The organism is Stenotrophomonas sp. STEN023 (genome assembly GCF_056760135.1).
In genome coordinates, this window is the sequence record NZ_JBRREF010000004.1 from 58,035 (window position 1) to 76,832 (window position 18,798).

The 18,798-nt window shown below is 61.7% G+C and carries 15 protein-coding genes; 7 read left to right on the forward strand and 8 right to left on the reverse strand.

What is annotated here, in order from left to right:
• Positions 1 to 89 precede the first annotated feature (89 nt).
• Positions 90 to 2,174 (reverse strand): NHL repeat-containing protein, encoded by a 2,085-nt coding sequence (locus ACVOLV_RS01675; RefSeq protein ID WP_481552835.1) that lies wholly within the window; start codon positions 2,172 to 2,174, stop codon positions 90 to 92.
• An 87-nt stretch (positions 2,175 to 2,261) separates the two neighbouring features.
• On the opposite strand from ACVOLV_RS01675, the gene ACVOLV_RS01680 reads away from it, so the two are divergent.
• Positions 2,262 to 2,735 (forward strand): hypothetical protein, encoded by a 474-nt coding sequence (locus ACVOLV_RS01680; RefSeq protein ID WP_481552836.1) that lies wholly within the window; start codon positions 2,262 to 2,264, stop codon positions 2,733 to 2,735.
• 167 nt (positions 2,736 to 2,902) lie between these two features.
• Here ACVOLV_RS01680 and ACVOLV_RS01685 read toward each other — a convergent pair whose 3' ends face one another.
• Entirely contained in the window at positions 2,903 to 3,682 is a 780-nt protein-coding gene (locus tag ACVOLV_RS01685) for a lytic transglycosylase domain-containing protein (protein WP_481552837.1), read from the reverse strand.
• Between the two features lie 124 nt (positions 3,683 to 3,806).
• Between ACVOLV_RS01685 and ACVOLV_RS01690 the strand changes: the two genes are divergently transcribed.
• Positions 3,807 to 4,115, forward strand: a complete 309-nt coding sequence (locus ACVOLV_RS01690; RefSeq protein WP_481552838.1) for an ASCH domain-containing protein — start codon at positions 3,807 to 3,809, stop codon at positions 4,113 to 4,115.
• Positions 4,116 to 4,257: 142 nt separating this feature from the next.
• On the opposite strand, the gene ACVOLV_RS01695 is transcribed toward ACVOLV_RS01690, so the two are convergent.
• From ACVOLV_RS01695 to ACVOLV_RS01705, 3 genes are all read right to left on the reverse strand, one after another.
• Positions 4,258 to 4,446, reverse strand: coding sequence for a hypothetical protein (locus tag ACVOLV_RS01695; protein ID WP_481552839.1), 189 nt, complete (start codon positions 4,444 to 4,446; stop codon positions 4,258 to 4,260).
• Between the two features lie 17 nt (positions 4,447 to 4,463).
• Positions 4,464 to 5,534: a chitinase gene (locus tag ACVOLV_RS01700; protein WP_481552840.1), complete on the reverse strand. Its 1,071-nt coding sequence runs from the start codon at positions 5,532 to 5,534 to the stop codon at positions 4,464 to 4,466.
• Between the two features lie 188 nt (positions 5,535 to 5,722).
• Positions 5,723 to 6,694: a hypothetical protein gene (locus tag ACVOLV_RS01705; protein WP_481552841.1), complete on the reverse strand. Its 972-nt coding sequence runs from the start codon at positions 6,692 to 6,694 to the stop codon at positions 5,723 to 5,725.
• Between the two features lie 183 nt (positions 6,695 to 6,877).
• Between ACVOLV_RS01705 and ACVOLV_RS01710 the strand changes: the two genes are divergently transcribed.
• Positions 6,878 to 8,626 (forward strand): acyl-CoA dehydrogenase family protein, encoded by a 1,749-nt coding sequence (locus ACVOLV_RS01710; protein WP_481552842.1) that lies wholly within the window; start codon positions 6,878 to 6,880, stop codon positions 8,624 to 8,626.
• 263 nt (positions 8,627 to 8,889) lie between these two features.
• Here ACVOLV_RS01710 and ACVOLV_RS01715 read toward each other — a convergent pair whose 3' ends face one another.
• The gene (locus ACVOLV_RS01715) at positions 8,890 to 10,383 is read right to left on the reverse strand and encodes a SulP family inorganic anion transporter (RefSeq protein ID WP_481552843.1); all 1,494 of its coding nucleotides are present in this window, start codon (positions 10,381 to 10,383) and stop codon (positions 8,890 to 8,892) included.
• Between the two features lie 282 nt (positions 10,384 to 10,665).
• On the opposite strand from ACVOLV_RS01715, the gene ACVOLV_RS01720 reads away from it, so the two are divergent.
• Positions 10,666 to 11,508, forward strand: coding sequence for a class I SAM-dependent methyltransferase (locus ACVOLV_RS01720; protein WP_481552844.1), 843 nt, complete (start codon positions 10,666 to 10,668; stop codon positions 11,506 to 11,508).
• A 181-nt stretch (positions 11,509 to 11,689) separates the two neighbouring features.
• Positions 11,690 to 12,331, forward strand: a complete 642-nt coding sequence (locus ACVOLV_RS01725) for a CDGSH iron-sulfur domain-containing protein (RefSeq protein WP_481552845.1) — start codon at positions 11,690 to 11,692, stop codon at positions 12,329 to 12,331.
• Between the two features lie 137 nt (positions 12,332 to 12,468).
• Here the strand turns inward: ACVOLV_RS01725 and ACVOLV_RS01730 are convergent, their stop codons facing one another.
• Positions 12,469 to 13,683: a serine hydrolase domain-containing protein gene (locus ACVOLV_RS01730; RefSeq protein ID WP_481552846.1), complete on the reverse strand. Its 1,215-nt coding sequence runs from the start codon at positions 13,681 to 13,683 to the stop codon at positions 12,469 to 12,471.
• Between the two features lie 100 nt (positions 13,684 to 13,783).
• A complete protein-coding gene (locus ACVOLV_RS01735) occupies positions 13,784 to 14,092 on the reverse strand; it encodes a hypothetical protein (protein WP_481552847.1) in 309 nt (102 codons plus the stop codon).
• 321 nt (positions 14,093 to 14,413) lie between these two features.
• On the opposite strand from ACVOLV_RS01735, the gene ACVOLV_RS01740 reads away from it, so the two are divergent.
• Together ACVOLV_RS01740 and ACVOLV_RS01745 are read left to right on the forward strand one after the other, a co-directional pair.
• On the forward strand, positions 14,414 to 17,401 hold the full coding sequence (locus tag ACVOLV_RS01740; RefSeq protein ID WP_481552848.1) for a TonB-dependent receptor: 2,988 nt from the start codon (positions 14,414 to 14,416) through the stop codon (positions 17,399 to 17,401).
• Positions 17,402 to 17,849: 448 nt separating this feature from the next.
• Positions 17,850 to 18,584, forward strand: a complete 735-nt coding sequence (locus tag ACVOLV_RS01745; protein WP_481552849.1) for a response regulator transcription factor — start codon at positions 17,850 to 17,852, stop codon at positions 18,582 to 18,584.
• The last annotated feature ends 214 nt before the right edge of the window (positions 18,585 to 18,798 follow it).

Here is an 18,798-nt window from a genome sequence, read left to right on the forward strand (position 1 = left end):
CAGGTAAAGGTGGGCACGGATGGAATGATCCGTGCCCACCTCCTGCAGCCGCGACCTGATGCATGAGCACTGCGTTAGCGCTCAAACGCTCACTGCGTGACGCTGATTTCCAGCGTGTTGCCGACCACAGCCTGGTTGCCGCTGAAATCCTTGGCGCTTATTCGTAGTGTGTAGTTGCCCGGTTGCAGTTCCAGCAACTGCAGCTCACCTTTGCCCAACAAGCCATCGCGCACGGTATTGGTCAGCACATAGCGGAAGCGCGTGCTGCTGCTGCCATGCACGGTGATGCCGCTGTCGGCTGCATACGCCAGCTTCACTGCTTCGCGCTGCGGTGGCATGCGGTTGAAGATGATATTGGTGCGCGGTTGTTCGTAACTTGGCAGTGCCCGGCCACTGGCATCCAGGATCTGGTAGCCAAGACTGTACAGTCCCAGCCGGCGACGCGGCAGGTTGTTGTCGACCTGGTCCCAGGCCTCCACCACCAGCTGCAGACCAGCACCATTGCGTGGCACCTGCAGGCGGCCGTCGAGCCTCTCGGTCAGGCGTTGGTCGTTGCTGTCGAGCAGGGCGATGTCGTCGATCTTCGGTGCCACGTGGTCGGCGTAGTTGGAGAAGCCAAGACGTACCGCGTTGCGCTCGTAGCCAGATGGGCCGATTGCGAGATGCACATGCGCCTGGTTGTTGATGCTGCCCAGTGCGTCCCCGGGCTGGAAGCGGGTGCCGCGGCGTACGCGCACGCGATCCAATTGGCCTGCTTCGTCGTAGACCAGCTGCATGCGTGCCGGATCCAGCGCGCGGTTGGCTGCGTCCCGACCAACCTTCATGTGGATGTAATCGAGCTTGTCCAACGACAGGCCTTCGGCCTGCCCGCCCAGCGTCCAGGTCGATGCCGGGCTGCTGACCTTGGCGCTGGCAACCGCCAGCACGGTCTGGCCAACATCACCGCGTACATCGAAGCCACTGTGCAGGTGGTGCCTGCTTTCGCCACTGAAGTTGCCGCGCACCTCGCCGAGCGTACCGGTGACTTCGTGCCAACCCAATTGCGGCGCCAGCGGCCAGCGGCCTTGGTTGCCAGGCAGCGGATTGTCCGGTGATGGCCCCAGCTGCGCCGGCACATCCGCGCTTGTCGCAGTGCGCGGTACGAGGTGATGGATGCGATAGGCATCGGCGTCGCTCAGCAGCAGGCTGCCGTCCGCCGCCAGCGCCAATCCTGCAGGGCGAGCGAAGTGCTGCGCATCATTGCCCGCCACCGCCACCATATGGCCGTGCGGCGACAACTGCACCACGCGACCGCTCAGCCGCTCGCCAACATAGACCACGTCGTCATGGGTGATGGCCAGGCTCATCGGCCCCCACAGCACGCGATCGGCGTTGGGCATGCCAACGCGGGTGCTGACCATGCCGGTGCTGCTGACCGTGCGCAGCGCGTTGTTCTGCAGGTCGGCGACCCAGAGGTTGCCGTGGCTGTCGAATTTCAGGTCGGTGGGTGTATCAAAACGTGCCTGCGCACCCTGTCCATCTTCCCAACCAGGCAGTGCACCACCAGCCAGGGTGCTGACCGTGCCATCGGCGGCAATCACCCGGATGCGGTCGTTCCAGGTGTCGGCAACATAGACGCGGCCGTCCGCACCGACCGCCACGCCCATCGGTCCATTGAAGCGCGCCTGCGCAGCATTGCCGTCGGCAAAGCCTGGCGTGCCGTCGCCGGCCAAGGTCGTGACCTGGCCCTGCGCGGTGATCTTGCGGATGGCGTGGTTGCCAGTGTCAGCCACGTACAGATTGCCCTGCGCATCCAGGGCGATGCCCGACGGCGTATTGAACTTGGCCGCAGCGCCCTGCCCGTCGGCATAGCCTTCAATGCCACCCGCCAGAACCTGGAAGGCACCGTCCAGGCCGCGATACAGAATGCGGTTGTTGTCACCGGCATCGGCCAAGAACAGCAGACCACCGCCGATCGCCAGCCCCCAGGGATCACTGAAACGGGTTTGTGTGGCCTTGCCGGCGCTGTTGCCCGCCACGCCATCGCCGCCCAACAACTCGATCTGCGCCTGCCAGCCCAGTGGTGTAGGCGGCGGAGCAGTTGGCGCGGGCGCCTGCGGTGCCCACACGAAGGTGGCAGCCAGCGCGGCACCGGTCACGGCGATGACGGCAATTACCCAATGTTTGCGATCCATGTACACCCAACCAACGACGGACCCGGCACCATAGACGCTCACGGCCCGCGGCGAAACCGCCGAAAGCCCTGCCCGTTGGAGAACCGCGTGCATCTACATCTACAAGAAGACCTGATCCGCCTGCAGGCCGGGCAGACCACCGACATCAGCCTGCCGCTGTCGTTGTCCTCGCTGCTGGAGGCTGGCCTGCGGCACTTCCCACCGTCGGAACAGGCATTGGAACAGGCCATCGCCGCCACCGAAGATGCCTTGATGCCTTGGATACCAGCCTTGCGCCTGGATTCGGTGGAGGTAATGGAGTGTGCCGATGCGGTGCTGGCTCCCCTGCCGGGCGTGCTGGGCTATCCGCCGCAAGCGATCTGTGAGCTGGACATCGACGAAGTGGAGCGGGCATTCAACCAGCTGGCGCAGGTAGCGGCGGGTATGCCGGCAAAAAGCCTGGATATTCCGGAGCGGCCGGATTTCGTCGCCGCGCTGGTGGTGGTGCGTGAGCTGATGCATCACGTTGGCTGGCAGCAGTTGCGGTTGTTGGAGGTTGGGATGGTGGGGGCTGAAAACTAAAGCCAGAGCAGAGGCACCCCTCCCCAACCCTCCCCTGCTGCGCAAGGGAGGGGGCACAAGCCAAAGCTGCGGCGCGAACTGCCACCTCCCTTTGCCGCAGGCAAGGGGAGGGCTGGGGAGGGGTGCCTCTGCTCCGTTTTTGCCTTCCTCAATCCCGAAAGAATCAACTACAAAGCAGGCCGCTCCGGCCCCGTCCCCATCGCCTCCCGGTAGCGCCCATACAGGGCCAGCACCTTGTCCACGTACTGACGCGTCTCGGCATACGGCGGCACCCCGCCATAACGGGTAACCACGCCGATTCCGGCGTTGTACGCGGCAGCAGCCAAGGTCCGGTCACCGTTGTAACGGCGCAGCAGCGATTTCATGTAGCGCGCGCCACCATTGATGGACTGCGCAGGGGACAAGGGATCGCTCACGCCATATTCGCTTGCCGTCTCCGGCATCAACTGCATCACGCCCTGTGCGCCCTTGGGCGATATCGCCTTCTCATCGAACGCACTCTCGGCGTGGGCGACGGCACGCAGCCAGGCATCATCCACGCCGGTGGCCTTGGCAGCGGCACGGAACTGAGGGGCATGACGATTCAACTGTGGTGTGCCGACCCGCCCAAGCCCTTCATGGGCCGGTTCACCCGGCGGCGTGGCCACGGTGAAGCGCAGGTAGGGCGTTGAGCCCGGCAAGTTGCGAGTGGAGTAGACCAGCTTGCCGTCCTGCTCGCGCTCGTACAGGGTGCCACTGAACACGCCGAAGTTTCCCCACAGATTGGGCGTCTGCACGGCGTTGTTGTCGAGCTCGATGGCCTTGCAGCTGGAACCCGGCTCCGGCGCCGTCGCCGTCGCCATGCTGACCGTGCCTTTCTGCACGCAGCGGTACACCGTGCGTGCCTGCAACGGCGCACACAGCCCGTACAACAGCAGCAACAGCACAAGCGCGGCCGCGCGCGGCATGGGGCCAGGTCCAATCTTTAGGAAGGACACGATGCTGAGCTTGCATGTTTGAACGGCAGGTGATGAAAAACCCGCCAATCGCGCCCAAAATGAATACCCGCTTTCCACGCCCCGGCCCGCCCTCATGACCGTGCCCTTGCTCGGCTTCGACAACCCACAATTCCATACCGGACGCAACACCAGCGTACGGCGCGGAGCACGCTGGCACGGGGTCGCGCAGGCCTGCGTTGAACTGGGCGAAGGGCGCCAGCTTGGCCCCTTGCCACTGCAGACCGAACTGCGGGCGTTTGACGCCTTGAATGAGGCGGATCTGCGCGATGAGCATGACCCGGGCTGTCGTACGCCTGCGGGGTTATTGGCGGTGATGCAGCGTTTGTATCCCGGGTTTCGCAACGATGAGCTGGTGACCTTGGTGCACTTCTGGGTGGAGTGAGAACACTGACCTGGATGGCAACGGATAGTCTGGTCGCGTAGCAACCCGCAGCCCGGGTAAGCGCGGCGCACACGGGAAGCAAAGATGTAGTGCCGATTCAGATGGTCCGCAAACAGCCCCGGGTGCGCTGCGCTTACCCGGGCTACCGTGCAGCTGCGGCTGCGGCCTTTGCTATGGCCTTTGCTGTTGCTGTTGCTGTTGCTGTTGCTGTTGCTGTCGCCCTTCCCTTCTCCCGTTCACGGGAGAAGGTGGTGCGAAGCACCGGATGAGGGGAAGCTTTTGTTTTTGCTTTTGTTTTTGCTTTTGCTTTTGCTTCACCCAGCAAAAACAACAGAACCCCCACCGCACTCAACGCCGCTGCGCCGCCCGTAGATGCGTACCAACAGGCACCGAGAACGCCCGACCATCGGCAAGATCCCAGTTGATCGACCAGGTCATCACGCCACGAAAATCCGGATGCGGCTGGGTTGGCTTCACCTCATCGCACTGCGTCGCCGTGGTCAGGCAATCAAAGGCGCGATTGATATCAGCCGGCGTTGCATAACCATTGCCTGCGGCTCGCAGACCCGACGGCAATGCCAACGCGACCTGATCCGCACGCAGTCCAGCAAAACGGCCCTTGCCACCAGCCAGATCGAACCCTTCGATCAGCATCCTGGCCGAGCCCACCATCATGTCCACGCTGCCGCCCGGGTACTTCTCGGCACGGTATGGTGTGGGCAAACCACCGTTGTTGTAGAGCTGCACGTGCAGCAGATCCAATTCCTCGCGCAGGCCATCGATCAGCGGCAGATACGCACCCCAGATGCCTTCCATCGATACCAGACCACCCTGCACATATGGGTGCTCCGGCGCCATCGACACATACAGGTTCGGGTACATGCCATGCAGACGCTTCACCGCTGAAATCAGGTGCGGCGTAACCGGCGCACCGTGCACCACACCAGCAATCTTTTCCAGATCGACATCGATGCCATCAAAGCCGTAGGTATTGATCGCATCAGCAGTGGTGCGAACGAAGTTGTCTTCGTCGCGCTGCGTGTTCAAGGTCACCGTGCCGAGCTCACCGCCGAACGACAGCACCACGATCTTGCCCTGCGCGCGCTTGGCGGCGATGTCGGCGATCAGCTGCGCGCGGTCCAGTGCGGGATCCGGGTTGAATGCCACCTTGCCCTCGCCCATGTCGTCGGCGAAGGCCAGCACGATCACGTCCCAGCTCTCGTCCACCTTGCCCAGCGGCAACAAGCCCTGGCCGTTGTCGAAGTTGTGCAGATAACCCACCAGCGCGTGCCTGGGCAGCGCATGGCTATGCCCGGGCGCGACGCCAGCGCCTGCGGACGACACCGGCACCGGCGTTGCCTGACAGCCGAATGTGGAAACTAGCGCCAGCGCGCAGAACAACAGACCGATCGACTTCATCGCACCACCAGAAAGGGAAGACGCCCGATTCTAGGCATGCAAAACCATCTAAAAATCATTAAAAGACAATAACTTAGGAAAGTCGTCCTGTTTTGTCCCGGTTTGTCCGGCAGCTGACGTGCAGGCCGATCAACGAGAACCGGCAATGGCGAAAGCCAGGCCCGCCACTGGCCGAGGATGACCGCCGCTCAAGTGCACATTTTCATGCGCCGCTCGGCATCCCACAGTGCGCGCCGGGCCATGTCGTAGGCGCTATCGGCCGCGCTGAGCAGGCTGTGCTCGGCCTCCACCGGATCGGCGCCATTGTTGAAGCGGTACTCGGCGCGTTGCAGCGCGTCCAGGTGCGTCATCGCCGGGGCAAGCCACTGCCGGCGCTGCTGCCCAGTGCAGCGCGGGTAGCGCTGCTCCAGTGCCCCCAGCGCGACGCGGATACGGCGGCTGGCTTCACCTTTCATGTCCGGCGCCTTTTCGTAGCGGATGGGCGCCGCCTTATAGGCATCCCCGGTCGCCTCGCTGCCCAGATCGGACTTGCGCTCGTGCAGGTTGGGATTGAACGCCACCTCGGGCGGGCGCCGTGCCTGCGCCGGCTGGATATCAGGGCCGTGAATCAAGCGCGCCCCCATCTGCCCAAGCGTTGGCGGCTTTTCCTTGTCCTCGAACATGCCGGAAACCATTTTCTCCAGCGGTCGATCACCAACACCGGTCGCCAACTCGTCGCGGTGCTCGAACACCCGCTCGGTCGCGCTCTTCGGCCGGGTGGCGCTGCCGTCAGCCGGCACAGCCAATGTGCCGTCCTTGCCATACAGGCGTTGCGACCAGCCAGCCTGCGTTGCTGCGGGCTTGGATGCAGGCACTGCGGTCACGGCAGGTGGCGCAGTGGTGGGCGGCGCATCAACGGCGGGCGCGTTGCTGGTGGCTGCTGTCGGAGCACGCTGCGGACTATCCGGCAGCGCTGAAGCTGCGCGTTGCTGCGGCGGTGCGAGTGCGGCCGCTTGCGGTGAGGTCAGCAACCAGCGCAGCTGGATCCGCGTTTCTTCCCGTGCAACATTCAGCTCCGGCAACTGCAGCAGCAAACGCACCAGCCCGGACATGAATGCCAAGGCAATCATGCCCGCAGTCAATCGGGTCCATAACGGTTCAGCGGCAGATTCGGAACGCATGCAACTCCATCAAAACACGACGCAGAGCAATAACCGGCCCTGTCACGGTACATCCGCACACTGCAAAGACCGACAAGAGCACAACGAGTTCCACGATTGTGCCCATTGAATGTGTGAACCTGTGGCAAGAGTGGGTCATCATCGGGCAAACGCCGTCATCGTTCGCAGCACAAGGAGCCGTACGTGAATACCGTTACAGCACAGAACCTGGATGAAAGCATCGCCAAGCAGCTGTTCTTTGGCCATATCGCCGAAGATGTGCTGTTCCCCTATCCGCAGATCCGCGAACGTGACCGCGAGATGCTGGGCGCGATGACCGATGCCATCGACCAGTTCCTGGCCGACAAGACCACCGACCTGCGCCAGTACGACCGCGATGCCGAGCAGCCGCCGGCGTTCATCCAGGCACTGCGCGACATGGGCCTGTTCGGACTGATCATTCCCGAGGAATACGGCGGGCTGGAGCTCTCCAACGGCGCCTATGCACGCGTGCTGGGCCAGACCAGCAGCCACGACAGCTCGGTGTCGCTGACCATCGGTGCGCACAGCTCGATCGGCATGAAGGGCTTGTTGCTGTTCGGCAATGACGAGCAGAAGCAGCGCTACCTGCCCAAGCTGGCCAGCGGTGAGATGATCGCCGCGTTCTGCCTGACCGAATCCGGCGCCGGCTCCGATGCGGCCGCCATCCGCACCAAGGCACAGCGCAACGATGACGGCAGCTGGACGCTGAGCGGCGAGAAGATCTGGATCACCAACGGCGGGATTGCCGATTTCTACACCGTGTTCGCACGCACCGACACCCCCGAAGGCAAGGTCACCGCCTTCATCGTCGAAGCCGGCTGGGAAGGCGTGAGCCAGGGCCCGCACGAAGACAAGATGGGCATCCGCGCCTCGTCCACCACCACCGTCGCCTTCAGCGATGTGCGCGTTCCCGCAGCCAATGTGCTGGGCCCGGTTGGCAAGGGCTTCAAGGTGGCGATGAACATCCTCAACAGCGGCCGCACCGGCCTGGGCGGTGGCGCGGTTGGCGGCATGCGTGCACTGATCCGCATGGCCTGCGCACAGGCCAGCGAGCGCAAGCAGTTCGGCCAGCCGATTGCCGAGTTCGGCCTGGTGCGCGAGAAGATCGCGCAGATGACTGCCGATTGCTTCGCTGCCGAAAGCACGGTGTGGATGGTGGCGCATCTGATCGACAGCGGCCGCACCGATTACTCGGTGGAAGCGGCGATGAGCAAGATCTTCGCAAGCGAGGCGGTACAGCGCAGCTGCTACGAAGCGCTGCAGATCGCCGCCGGCAACGGCTTCATGCGCGAGCTTCCTTATGAGCAGATGACACGCGACACCCGCATTCTGTCGATCTTCGAAGGCACCAACGAGATCCTGCGCCTGTATGTGGCCTTGAATGGCCTGAAGGGCGTGGGCGCGACGCTGAGCGAACTGCAGAGCGCGGTGGGCGGCATTTTCAACGATCCGATCAAGGGCTTCGGCGTACTCAGCGATTACGCCGGCCGCCGCGTACGTGAAGCCACCGGCTATGGCACCGGCCGCATCCGGGCGCCACTCAACGATGCACTGCGACCGCTGGCGCGGCTGTGCGAGAAGTACACGGTGGAACTGTCCAAGGCGTCAGACCGGCTGCTGCGCAAGCACGGCAAGAAGATCGCCGATCAGCAGCACGCGCAGAAGCGGGTGGCGGACATCGCCATCGACCTGTTCGTCGGGCTGTGCGTGCTGTCGCGCGTCGAGAGCCTGCTGCAGGCTGGCCATCCAGCTGCGGAAGACGCGGTGAAGATAGCCCGCCTGTTCGCCCGTCAGGCCCGCCGCCGCATGGCGCGCAATGTACGCGGGCTGGAGCGCAACGAAGACGACATCGTCGAATCGCTGGCAGCATCGGTACTGGAGCGCGGCGGCTACGGCTGGGATGTGATGTAAGCCCCCGGATGTTTGTAGGTGCGGCGTAAGCCGCGAAGCCGACGCTCCATCCGCCGAGGGAGTTCCTGCAATTGCGAACTCCCTGGCAACTGATGGGTACATCAGCTTCGCGGCTGATGCCGCTCCCACAAAAAACCCGTGCATCGGTCCTTTGTAGGAGCGGCGTAAGCCGCGAACCCACCAAGCCATCCGCTGCAGACAGCCATGCAATTGCGAACGTAGTCGCCTCTTGGGTTGCACGGGGTGCGCGGCTTACGCCGCTCCTACAAAGCGGGGTCATCCGTCGCCAACTCACCGTCGCGCAGTACCCGCCGCATCAATGCCCGCCCCTGTCGGTCCAGGCCCAGCACGCGCGGCTTCACGCCATGATGGCGATAGCGATTGACCACCTTCTCCAACGCTGCCACCGCAGTGATATCCCACAGCTGCGCGCCGGACAGATCAATCACCACCGCACGTCCTTCAGCAACACGCGGATCAAACGCATCAATGAAGGCGTCGGCAGACGCAAAGAACACCTGCCCGCTCACCACGTAGTGAAGGCTGCCATCAGCCCGATCCAGCGCTTCCACGCGCAGCAGGCGTGCCACTTTCAACGCGAAGAACACCCCGCTCAGCAGCACGCCTACGCCAACACCGGCTGCCAGATTATGCGTACCCAAGGTCACTGCCACCGTTGCCAGCATCACCACGCCGGACAGGCGTGGGTGCCGCACCAGCGTTCCGAGGCTGCGCCAATCAAATGTGGACACGCTCACCATCACCATGATCGCCACCAGCGCGATCACCGGCACCTGCCCCACCCACGGCTTCAACAGCACCATCAGCACCAGCAGGAACACGCCGGCAAACAAGGTCGAAAGCCGGCCTCGGCCACCGTACTTCACGTTGCCAACGGTCTGCCCGATCATGCCGCAGCCGGCAATGCCCCCGAACAGACTGGCGGTGATGTTGGCTACACCCAGGCCCGTACATTCACGATTCTTGGAACTGGGCGTATCGGTCAGTTCGTCAACCACACGCGCCGTCATCATCGATTCGAGCAAACCGACCATCGCAATCGCCAAGGCCGGCATCGCGATGATGCGCAGTGTCTCCAGATCAAACGGCAACGAGGGCAAACCCAACCACTGCGGCAGCGCATCCGGCAACTTGCCAAGATCGGCAACCGTAGGCAGATCCAGTTTCAGCCACGACGCCAGTACGCTCAGCACCACGATGCAGATCAGCGGCGAGGGAATCGCGCGCAGCCCCGGCAAAGGCAGGCGTGGAAGCCCGTAGATGACCAGCAGGCCCAGGGCCAGCATCGCCCAGGTGGCGGCCGTGGCCCCATGCAGCTGCGGCAGCTGTGCGGCGAAGATCAGGATGGCAAGCGCATTGACGAAGCCGGTGCGCACCGAACTGCTGACAAAGCGCATCAGCACGCCCAGCCGCAGCACGCCGAACACGATCTGGATGAGGCCCGCCAACAGGCCGGCCGCGAACAGGTAGGGCAGACCATGCGCGCTGATCAGCGGCGCCGCCACCAAGGCCACCGAACCGGCAGCCGCCGTGATCATCGCCGGCCGACCGCCGAACACCGCGATGACGATGCTCAGCACGAAGGAAGCGAACAGGCCAACCTGCGGGTCCACCCCGGCCACGAATGAGAACGCGATGACCTCGGGGATCAGCGCAAACGTGGCCACCGCGCCGGCCAACATTTCACGCAGGGGATTGGCGCGCCATTGCGCCAGTTCAGAATGCAGGGAGGACATACGGGCTGGCCGCCAGCGCTGGCAGAGCAGGCGGAATCAAAGTAAGGGGCGCGAATTATGCCTGCTTGGGTTACTGGGTGCTGGTTAGGGCAGCTTCCGTGAACGTCCAAAGCTACCCGTCCCCAGCCCTCCCCTTTGCTACGCAAAATGGAGGGGGCAGAAGCTCCCTCCCTTTGCCGCAGGCAAGGGGAGGGCTGGGGAGGGGTGCTTTTCGAGCAGAACCAAAACCCCAAAATCCCCCCCTGCGGTAGCATTCCCTCCCCCGCATCACCTTCGCCCCCCATGCCCCACTACACCGGCCCCCTGCTCACCCGCCCGCTGCTCGAGCAGCTGCAAAACGCCCTGAAGAAGGGCAACAGCGAGCTCGGCACCTCGCTCGACCTGGGCCGCAGCCAGGAAAGCATCAGCCTCAGCGCCGACAGCTGGCAGTACAAGGGCCAGCACTACCCGTGGCCGGCCAAACTCAAGGACCGCACCATCTATTACTGGGATGGCGACGAATTCAGCGCCGCCTCGCGCTTCGGCAGCGGCCTGTACAAGCTGGTGCCCACCGACTGGGGCATCCCCACCTTCGAGATCGACGGTATCAAGATGCTGGTCAGCGCGCAGATCTCGCCACTGGACGACGCCCGCCGCAAGGTCGCGCTGGTGGAGCCACGCGGCAAGCAGATTCTGGACACCTGCGGCGGCATGGGCTATTTCGCTGCCTGCTGCCTGGACGAAGGCGTGGCCAGCATCCGCTCGTTCGAGAAGAGCCCGGAGGTGCTGTGGCTGCGCACCCTCAACCCATGGTCGCCGGATCCCGATGCTGAACACGCAGGCGGCCGACTGCAGTTGAACCACGGTGATGTCTCCAAGGAAATCGAAGGCATCGCCGACGCCTCGATGGATGCGGTGCTGCATGACCCGCCCCGCTTCGGCATCGCCGGCGAGCTGTATTCACAGGTGTTCTACGACCACCTTGCCCGCGTGCTGCGCAAAGGCGGCCGCTTGTTCCACTACACCGGCGCCCCCAACAAGCTGACCAGCGGCCGCGACGTGCCGCGCGAAGTCGCCACCCGCCTGCAGAAAGCCGGCTTCAAGGCCGAACTGGCGCTGGACGGTGTGCTGGCGATACGTAAATAGCCGACCTTTGTAGGAGCGGCGTAAACCGCGAAGCTCGTACCCCTTCATGCCCCAGTCCAATGGCTGTCTCATTGGCACCAGCTTCGCGGCTTACGCCGCTCCTACAAAAAGACGCCAAGCTGTATACGCCAGCCTTCACCTCGCCTGCGCGACACTGCGCATTCCGAAGCGGAGGCAGCCCATGGCAACCGAAACCGTACGCGGCAAAACCGTCACCATCCATTTCGACGGCGAGCGTTGCATCCACTCACGCAACTGCGTGCTCAGCCATCCGGATGTGTTCGTACCCAACGTGGTCGGCGAATGGATCCACCCCGACGCGGTCGCCCCGGAAGAGGTGGAGCTGATCGCCCGCAACTGCCCCTCAGGCGCCATCCGCTACGAATACAACGACGGCACGCACAGCGAACCGGCACCGGTGGTGAACCTGGTGCATATCCGTGAGAACGGCCCCCTCGCCTTCAACGCGCCCCTGCTGATCGCCGGCAAGGAGGAAGGCATGCGCGCGACGCTATGCCGCTGTGGCGAATCGCATAACAAACCGTTCTGCGATCACCGCCATGTCGAGTGCGGTTTCGTCGCCACTGGCGAACCCGCTGAAAAGAAGTCAGAGGCATTGCCGAAGCGCGATGGTCCACTTCAGGTCAAGCCGACCAAGAATGGCCCGCTGCATGTCATTGGCAATCTCGAAGTTGTCAGCGGCACCGGGCGCACCATCGATCGCCTCAGCGAAACCTGGCTATGCCGCTGCGGTCACTCCAACAACAAGCCCTTTTGCGATGGCAGCCACAGGAAAGCCGGCTTCCAGGCTGACGGTGAGTAAGGCGCAGCATTGCCCGACTCGACCCGAGCCAGCAAGTGGCTTCAATTGAAACGCTGCAACTTCAACAACCGGACCAGCAACATTGCAGTCCGCGTTTCCTGAAAGTACTGAAAGCCACTGATACGAAAGCAGATCGACTAGAGATCGTAAGACAGCAGGTCATACCCCGTAACCGCACGCACAATGCGTTGATGCACGAACGAGCCACTGCCGCCATTGGTCAGCACCACGATGCCGCGCCGTCGCTGCGCATCACCTATCGCGAAATTCTTGAAGATGCCGCTGTTACTGCCAGAGTGGTAGAACACCGGTCCGTCACGGGTCTGCTCGGCATTCCAGCCCAGGCATTTCTCGGTCCATCGACCGGGCAAGCTGATCTGAGAGGTCAACATTGCCTGTCGTGCGGCTTCGCTTATTTCCCATGCCGCACGCTTGCGGCCGGCCATCATCAAACTGAGGAAGGTCGCGTAGTCCTGCACTGTCGTACGCAGGCTTGCAGCGGCATTGGCGAGGATATCGCCAGGCCAGGCCACCAGACCGGCAGGGGCCAGCGCCAGCACTTCAGGCATCGCGCCTTCAGCATCCGCGTACTTCCACGCGGACAACGGCTTACCCCAGCGGTCCGCGACCTGCTGAGCAACGCTCCACTGCTCGCGGATCACCTGTCGTGGCGCGCCGCCATCGATACGATCATGCGCTGGATATCCAAAGACAGAGCGCGCAGCCAGATCCGCATTCCACGTGTAACTGCTGTCCTTCATCCCGGCCGGGCCGAATAGATACATCTGCATAGCCTCATCCAAGCTTTGCCCGGTGATGCCCTCTACGACAAGTTGCAGCCAGACGAACGCCTCGCCGGAATAGTTGATCCGCGTACCAGGCTTGACCATCGGCACCAGCTTCTCCGTCGCTGGCGACTTGCGCCAATCCGGAAGACCCGTCGTATGCCGCAGTACATCGCGCGCGGTGATCAGCGCAAGCCACGGGTGATCACCGAGGTAATCAGGCCAGCGATAAGCCACCAGCGGCGCATCCAGATCAATCTTCCCCTGCTCCACCAACTGCATCACCAGATAGGCAAACACCGGCTTGCTGAGTGACGCGTCCTCGAACACCGTGCGTGCATCCACGGGCGCTTGCGCCTGCACATTGGCCAGGCCAAAGCCCCGACTCCAAGCTACTTCGCCATCCTCGACAACGGCGATGCCAACACCTGGAACCGCGAAGGCCTGCATGATTCGCGGGAGTTCGGCGAGGAGTGTTTCATCAGGAATCCATGAACTACTGCTGGTGTCCTTGCGCGGCGCGGCCAGCGCTCGCACCGACGGCAGTGTGGCAAGGATGCCCATCATTCCTGATTGCAGAATGAAGCGGCGGCGGCTTGGAACTGTGCGAGTAGGCATTGCCAGCGGTCTCGGCCAATGATTGCTGAGCTTAGCCGTTGTTCCGGAACTATTGGACGATAGACGACCAATTGAAGTTTTCTGGCAAAGCGCCAACACGCGGCTCAGCGTGCAGCCGTACTCCTGCTTTCTCAGGAGGCGGGCCGCGGCGTTCAGACGCGAGCAACAGCTCCGCCGTGAAGGTTGTGATGAACAGCGGATCTTCGAAGTTGATCCTGCTTTGGGAGAACGGAAGCGTCTGCGCGCGTTCGGGGTCATCCGCGCGGCGACGAAAATCGAACAGCAAGAACACAGGCGACAGTGCCACCAGCCGGGGATCGGCCCTCCATTGCTGACGTTGATGTGCGGCGACTGCCACAGGTATCGCCCGCTATCTAGCGGCGGCCTTCCAAACGCTCCCGCATGCGAAAAACTGACTCTGAACCTGTTCGCGCCATCCACTTCCGAGGGAATAAACCCGGGGCGGAAATGCCAGATATCAAAATATTTCACCCCATAACCAACATTTCATTCCACCCGGAAAGTTCGTAGTTAATTTCCTGAGTAGTGGCAGTGACCGACACTGAATCTTCCATTACAGTTCGGAAGCTTCGTTCAAGTTAGGTACATCTGTAACTATTCCTCCGTTTCCCGTTAATCCCCGGGCGAAGCGCATTCTTAAGCAGGAGAGAGAACAGCAATGAAGACAGTCAAGGTATTGACCCGCTCCGCTCTTACGGTGGCCCTGATGGGTGCGGTAATGAGCTTTGGCGCGCACGCGCAGTCCACGTCAGGCGCCATCAGCGGCTCGGCCGACGCCGGAAGCACCATCGTTATCGAAAGCTCCACAGGCCTCTCACGCACCGTGGTGGTGGACGCCAACGGTCGCTTCAACGTCGGCAGCCTGCCGGTTGGCAGCTATACCGTGAAGCAGATCAAGGATGGCGCTACCGTCGGCACCCGCAGCATCACCGTTGCGGTTTCCTCCACCGCGGACGCATCGTTCGACGCGACGACACTGTCGGTTGTCGAGGTCGTGGGCTCGCGAATGCAGCCTATCGACGTGACCCAGGTCGATTCACGCATGGTCATCACGGCCGAGCAGTTGGCCAAGCTGCCGATCGCCCGTAGCGCAGATGCGATCGCACAGTTGGCTCCTGGTGTCATTCAAGGTTCCAACGACTTCGTGAATGCATCCAATGGCCAGCGCCTGTCTTCGTTTGGTGGCGCTTCTGTCTCCGAGAACGCCTACTACATCAACGGCATGAACGTTACCGATCCGTTGAAGGGTTTCGGTGGCATCGAACTGCCCTATGGCTCCATCGAACAGCAGGAAGTGTTGACCGGCGGCTACGGTGCTGCGTACGGACGTACCACGGGCGGCGTGATCAACCAGATTGGTAAGCGCGGCACAAATGAGTGGAAGTTTGGTGGGCAGCTGCAGTGGACCCCGGAATGGGGCAAGGGTGCACCGCGCAATACCTACTATTCCGATGCGTTGCCGGGCGCTGTCGGCAGCAAGGACCTGTACCAGTACCGCGAAGACAATGTGGGCTGGTCGACGGTACAGAGCGCCTACGTAGGTGGTCCGATCATCAAGGACAAGCTGTATCTGTTCGCCTCGGTGGAGGGTTCACGATCCGAAGATCAGGTCGTAGGCGTGAAGTCGTCGGCATCACAGGTCTCGGAACGCACCTTCAAGGACCCGAAGTGGTACGCCAAGGTTGACTGGAACATCACCAACGACCACATCATGGAACTGACTGCGGCCTCAACGCAGCATAAGTTCTCAGGCGAAAACTACCGCTACGACTACAGCAATTTCAGCAAGGGTGACTACCTCAGCGATGCAACTGCGACCGATACCAAGGCGCTGATGTGGATTGCCAAGTACACCGGCTATCTCACCGACAACCTGACGGTCAGCGCCCAGTACGGCGAACAGACCACGGACATGAAGTCTGATCCGGACAACAAGTTCTCCAACCTGATTCCGGTCGGTGGCAGCGTCAACCAGAACCCGGCCCTGAACGGCGGAACCCCGATCACCAACGCCAACAAGCTGGCGCAGATCACCGATCCCAAGCATCAGACATTCGGCGCGAATTACCGTTTGGACGTGACCTACCATCTGGGCGATCACGCGATCACCGCCGGTATCGACAACCAGCGGACCGAAGACCGTAACGACAGCACCATCATGGCGCCGGATGCCGGTTACTACTGGCTCTATGGCCGCAAGCCGAACGCAATGACACCGATCAGCGAAGGCGGCGTCGATGCACCGGGCAACTATCCTGGCGGCGAGACTGGCTACTACGTTTCCAAGTACATCCAGGAAACCCGTGCCTCGGTCAAGGTCATGCAGCGTGCCCAGTACATCGAGGACAACTGGCAGGTCAACGACCGCTGGTTGGTCAAGCTCGGCCTGCGCAATGACCAGTTCATCAACTACAACCCGGAAGGCCAGGCGTACATCAAGCAGACCAAGCCGCAGTGGGCACCGCGACTTGGCTTCGCCTGGGACGTCAACGGCGAAGGCACCTTCAAGGTCTATGGTAATGCTGGCCGTTACTACCTCGCGCTGCCGACCTCGCTGGCTGCGCGTGGCGCGGCGGGTTCCATTTACACCAACGAGTACTACACCTACACCGGCATCGACGCGAACGGTAACCCGACTGGCCTGACCGCCATCGACACCATCAATGGCCCGGGTGTGCCCTACTCCGCCAATCGCGAATACGGCCAATCACCCGATCCGAAGACGGTTACCGCGAAGAACCTGAAAGCTCAGTCGCAGGATGAGTTCATCGTAGGCTTCGACAAGGTCTTCAACGAGAACTGGAACTACGGTGCCAAGCTGACGTACCGCAAGTTGAACAATGCAATCGATGACACCTGCTACATCGAGAAGTTCGAAGAGGTGGCTGATGCCCAGGGCATCGACACCACCGGCTTGCGCGGTTGCTACTTCTTCAACCCCGGCGAAACCGCGGTGTTCAACCTGCCCAATGGCCAGGGTGGCTACACCGAACTGACCCTCACCAACGCAGATCTCGGCTACCCGGCCGTGAAGCGCACCTACACTGCATTGGATGCCTACATTGAGCACCCGTTCGATGGAAAGCTGTGGGGCCGCGTGACCTATACCTTCGCGCACAGCCGCGGCAACACCGAAGGCCAGGTCAAGTCTGACATCGGCCAGGGTGACATCTCGGCGACGCAGGACTGGGACTACCCGTACCTGATGGAGTACGGCGGTGGCCGTCTTCCGAATGATCGGACCCACCAGCTCAAGGCAATGGGCATGTGGCAGATCAACCCGGAATGGAGCATCAGCGGCACGCTGCAGGTCATGAGCGGCACGCCGAACTCCTGCCAGGGTGCCTACGGCCCGGATGAAACCTATCCGGCCTATCCGGGCAACTACTACCACTGGTGTGGTGGCAAGCCGGCCAAGATGGGCGACGCTGGTGAGACGCCCTGGATCAAGAACCTCAACCTCAGTGGCGAGTATCGACCCAACTTCGCTGATGGCAAGCTGGCCTTCACCGTTGACGTGCTGAATGTGTTGAACGAGCAGAAGGCTACCCGCCTCGAGCCGGACTACAGCCCGGGTACCTACCGTCAGGTCCTGTCCTGGCAGGCCCCGCGCAGCATGCGCCTTGGCGTGACGTACGACTTCTGATTCACCCGTTGTGAGCAAAAGAGGGGGGCGCTAAGGCGCCCCCTTTCTTTTTTTTCCATCGCTGGCAGTAACCCTGCATGCAACGACCAATGGCACTTGCAGAATGTCATTAGCAATCTAATCAAAGGACTTGCTTGCAGTAAATGCTAGAACAAGAGTCCAGGGCGAGGTCGATCAACTCGCCATTTGAAACGTATTTCCGGCCCTCCTGACAAAGCACCAGGTCAACGGGGCACACTTCGCCTCAAGGAAACTCGATAGCCCGCCGACTTTCCACTTGAGCGATCGGATTACGGATAAACAAACTCCGCCGGACTCTCAAAGAATCACACTAAATAATATGTTTTAAAGTCATTTGATGCTGTACGCTCGAAACTCGTACAGAGTCTGTATTTTTGCTTACTGTCCGCGGGCAACCTTCTCCGAATTCATCGAATCAGTCGTTCCCATGTCTTATCGCACTCAGGTCAAGGAAGTTCTGGTCGTCGATGACGACACTGCGTTTCGCGATGAAGTACTGACCCCTTGCCTGAATGGTGCAGGATTCAAAGTACTCCGCGCAGCCAATATCCGCGAGATGTATCGCGAACTGCTCGTATCCGAGCCCGCCCTGATCCTCATGGATGTCAGTCTTCCTGATGAAAGTGGTTTCAGTGCGCTTGAACACCTTCGACGCATTGGAAAGTATCCCGTCGTAATGATGGCGGGTCGATATTCACTGGATGATATGTTTTTGGGTCTTGAGAATGGTGCGGATGCCTATCTGCCCAAGAGCATCGATGCCACAAGCCTGATCGCGACGTTACACAGCTGCATCGTTCGGCATGGGCGGATCGCCCCGCACATTGACGCTATCGAAGAAGAGCACGCAACCGCTCGGAATCACAAGGCAGACTGGCAGCTCGATAGCATCTCCTGGCATATGCTTTCCCCGAAGGGGATCAAGATCTGGCTGAACTCCGCTGAACGAATATTCGTCCAGCAGCTATGGTCATCGCAGGGCAAACCAGTTCGCCGCGAAGCATTGATCGAGTCACTCACTGCGGACATGAATGGCTTTGACCCTCATCGATTGGAAGTCGTCGTGCATCGGCTACGGAAGAAGGTGGTTGACCTGGCAGGCGAGCACCTACCCGTCATAACGCTGCGCAGCATCGGCTACGCCATGTCCCGGAATGAGTGACGCCGTTCGCGCTGTTGAGCCTCGTTGAAGTCCCAATGTTGCCGGAACCCCGACTCATCATCCGCATGCAGAGTCCGTCGTCCTGCGCTGAAAAGCTGCCTAAGGTAGGCACGTATCGCCCCACTGCTGGGGCGCCTTGATAAGGGTGAATGCTCACGCCCTATACAAGTGATGGTCGTATCCAATCCTGGCTCCAAGACAACCCAGCCACAAA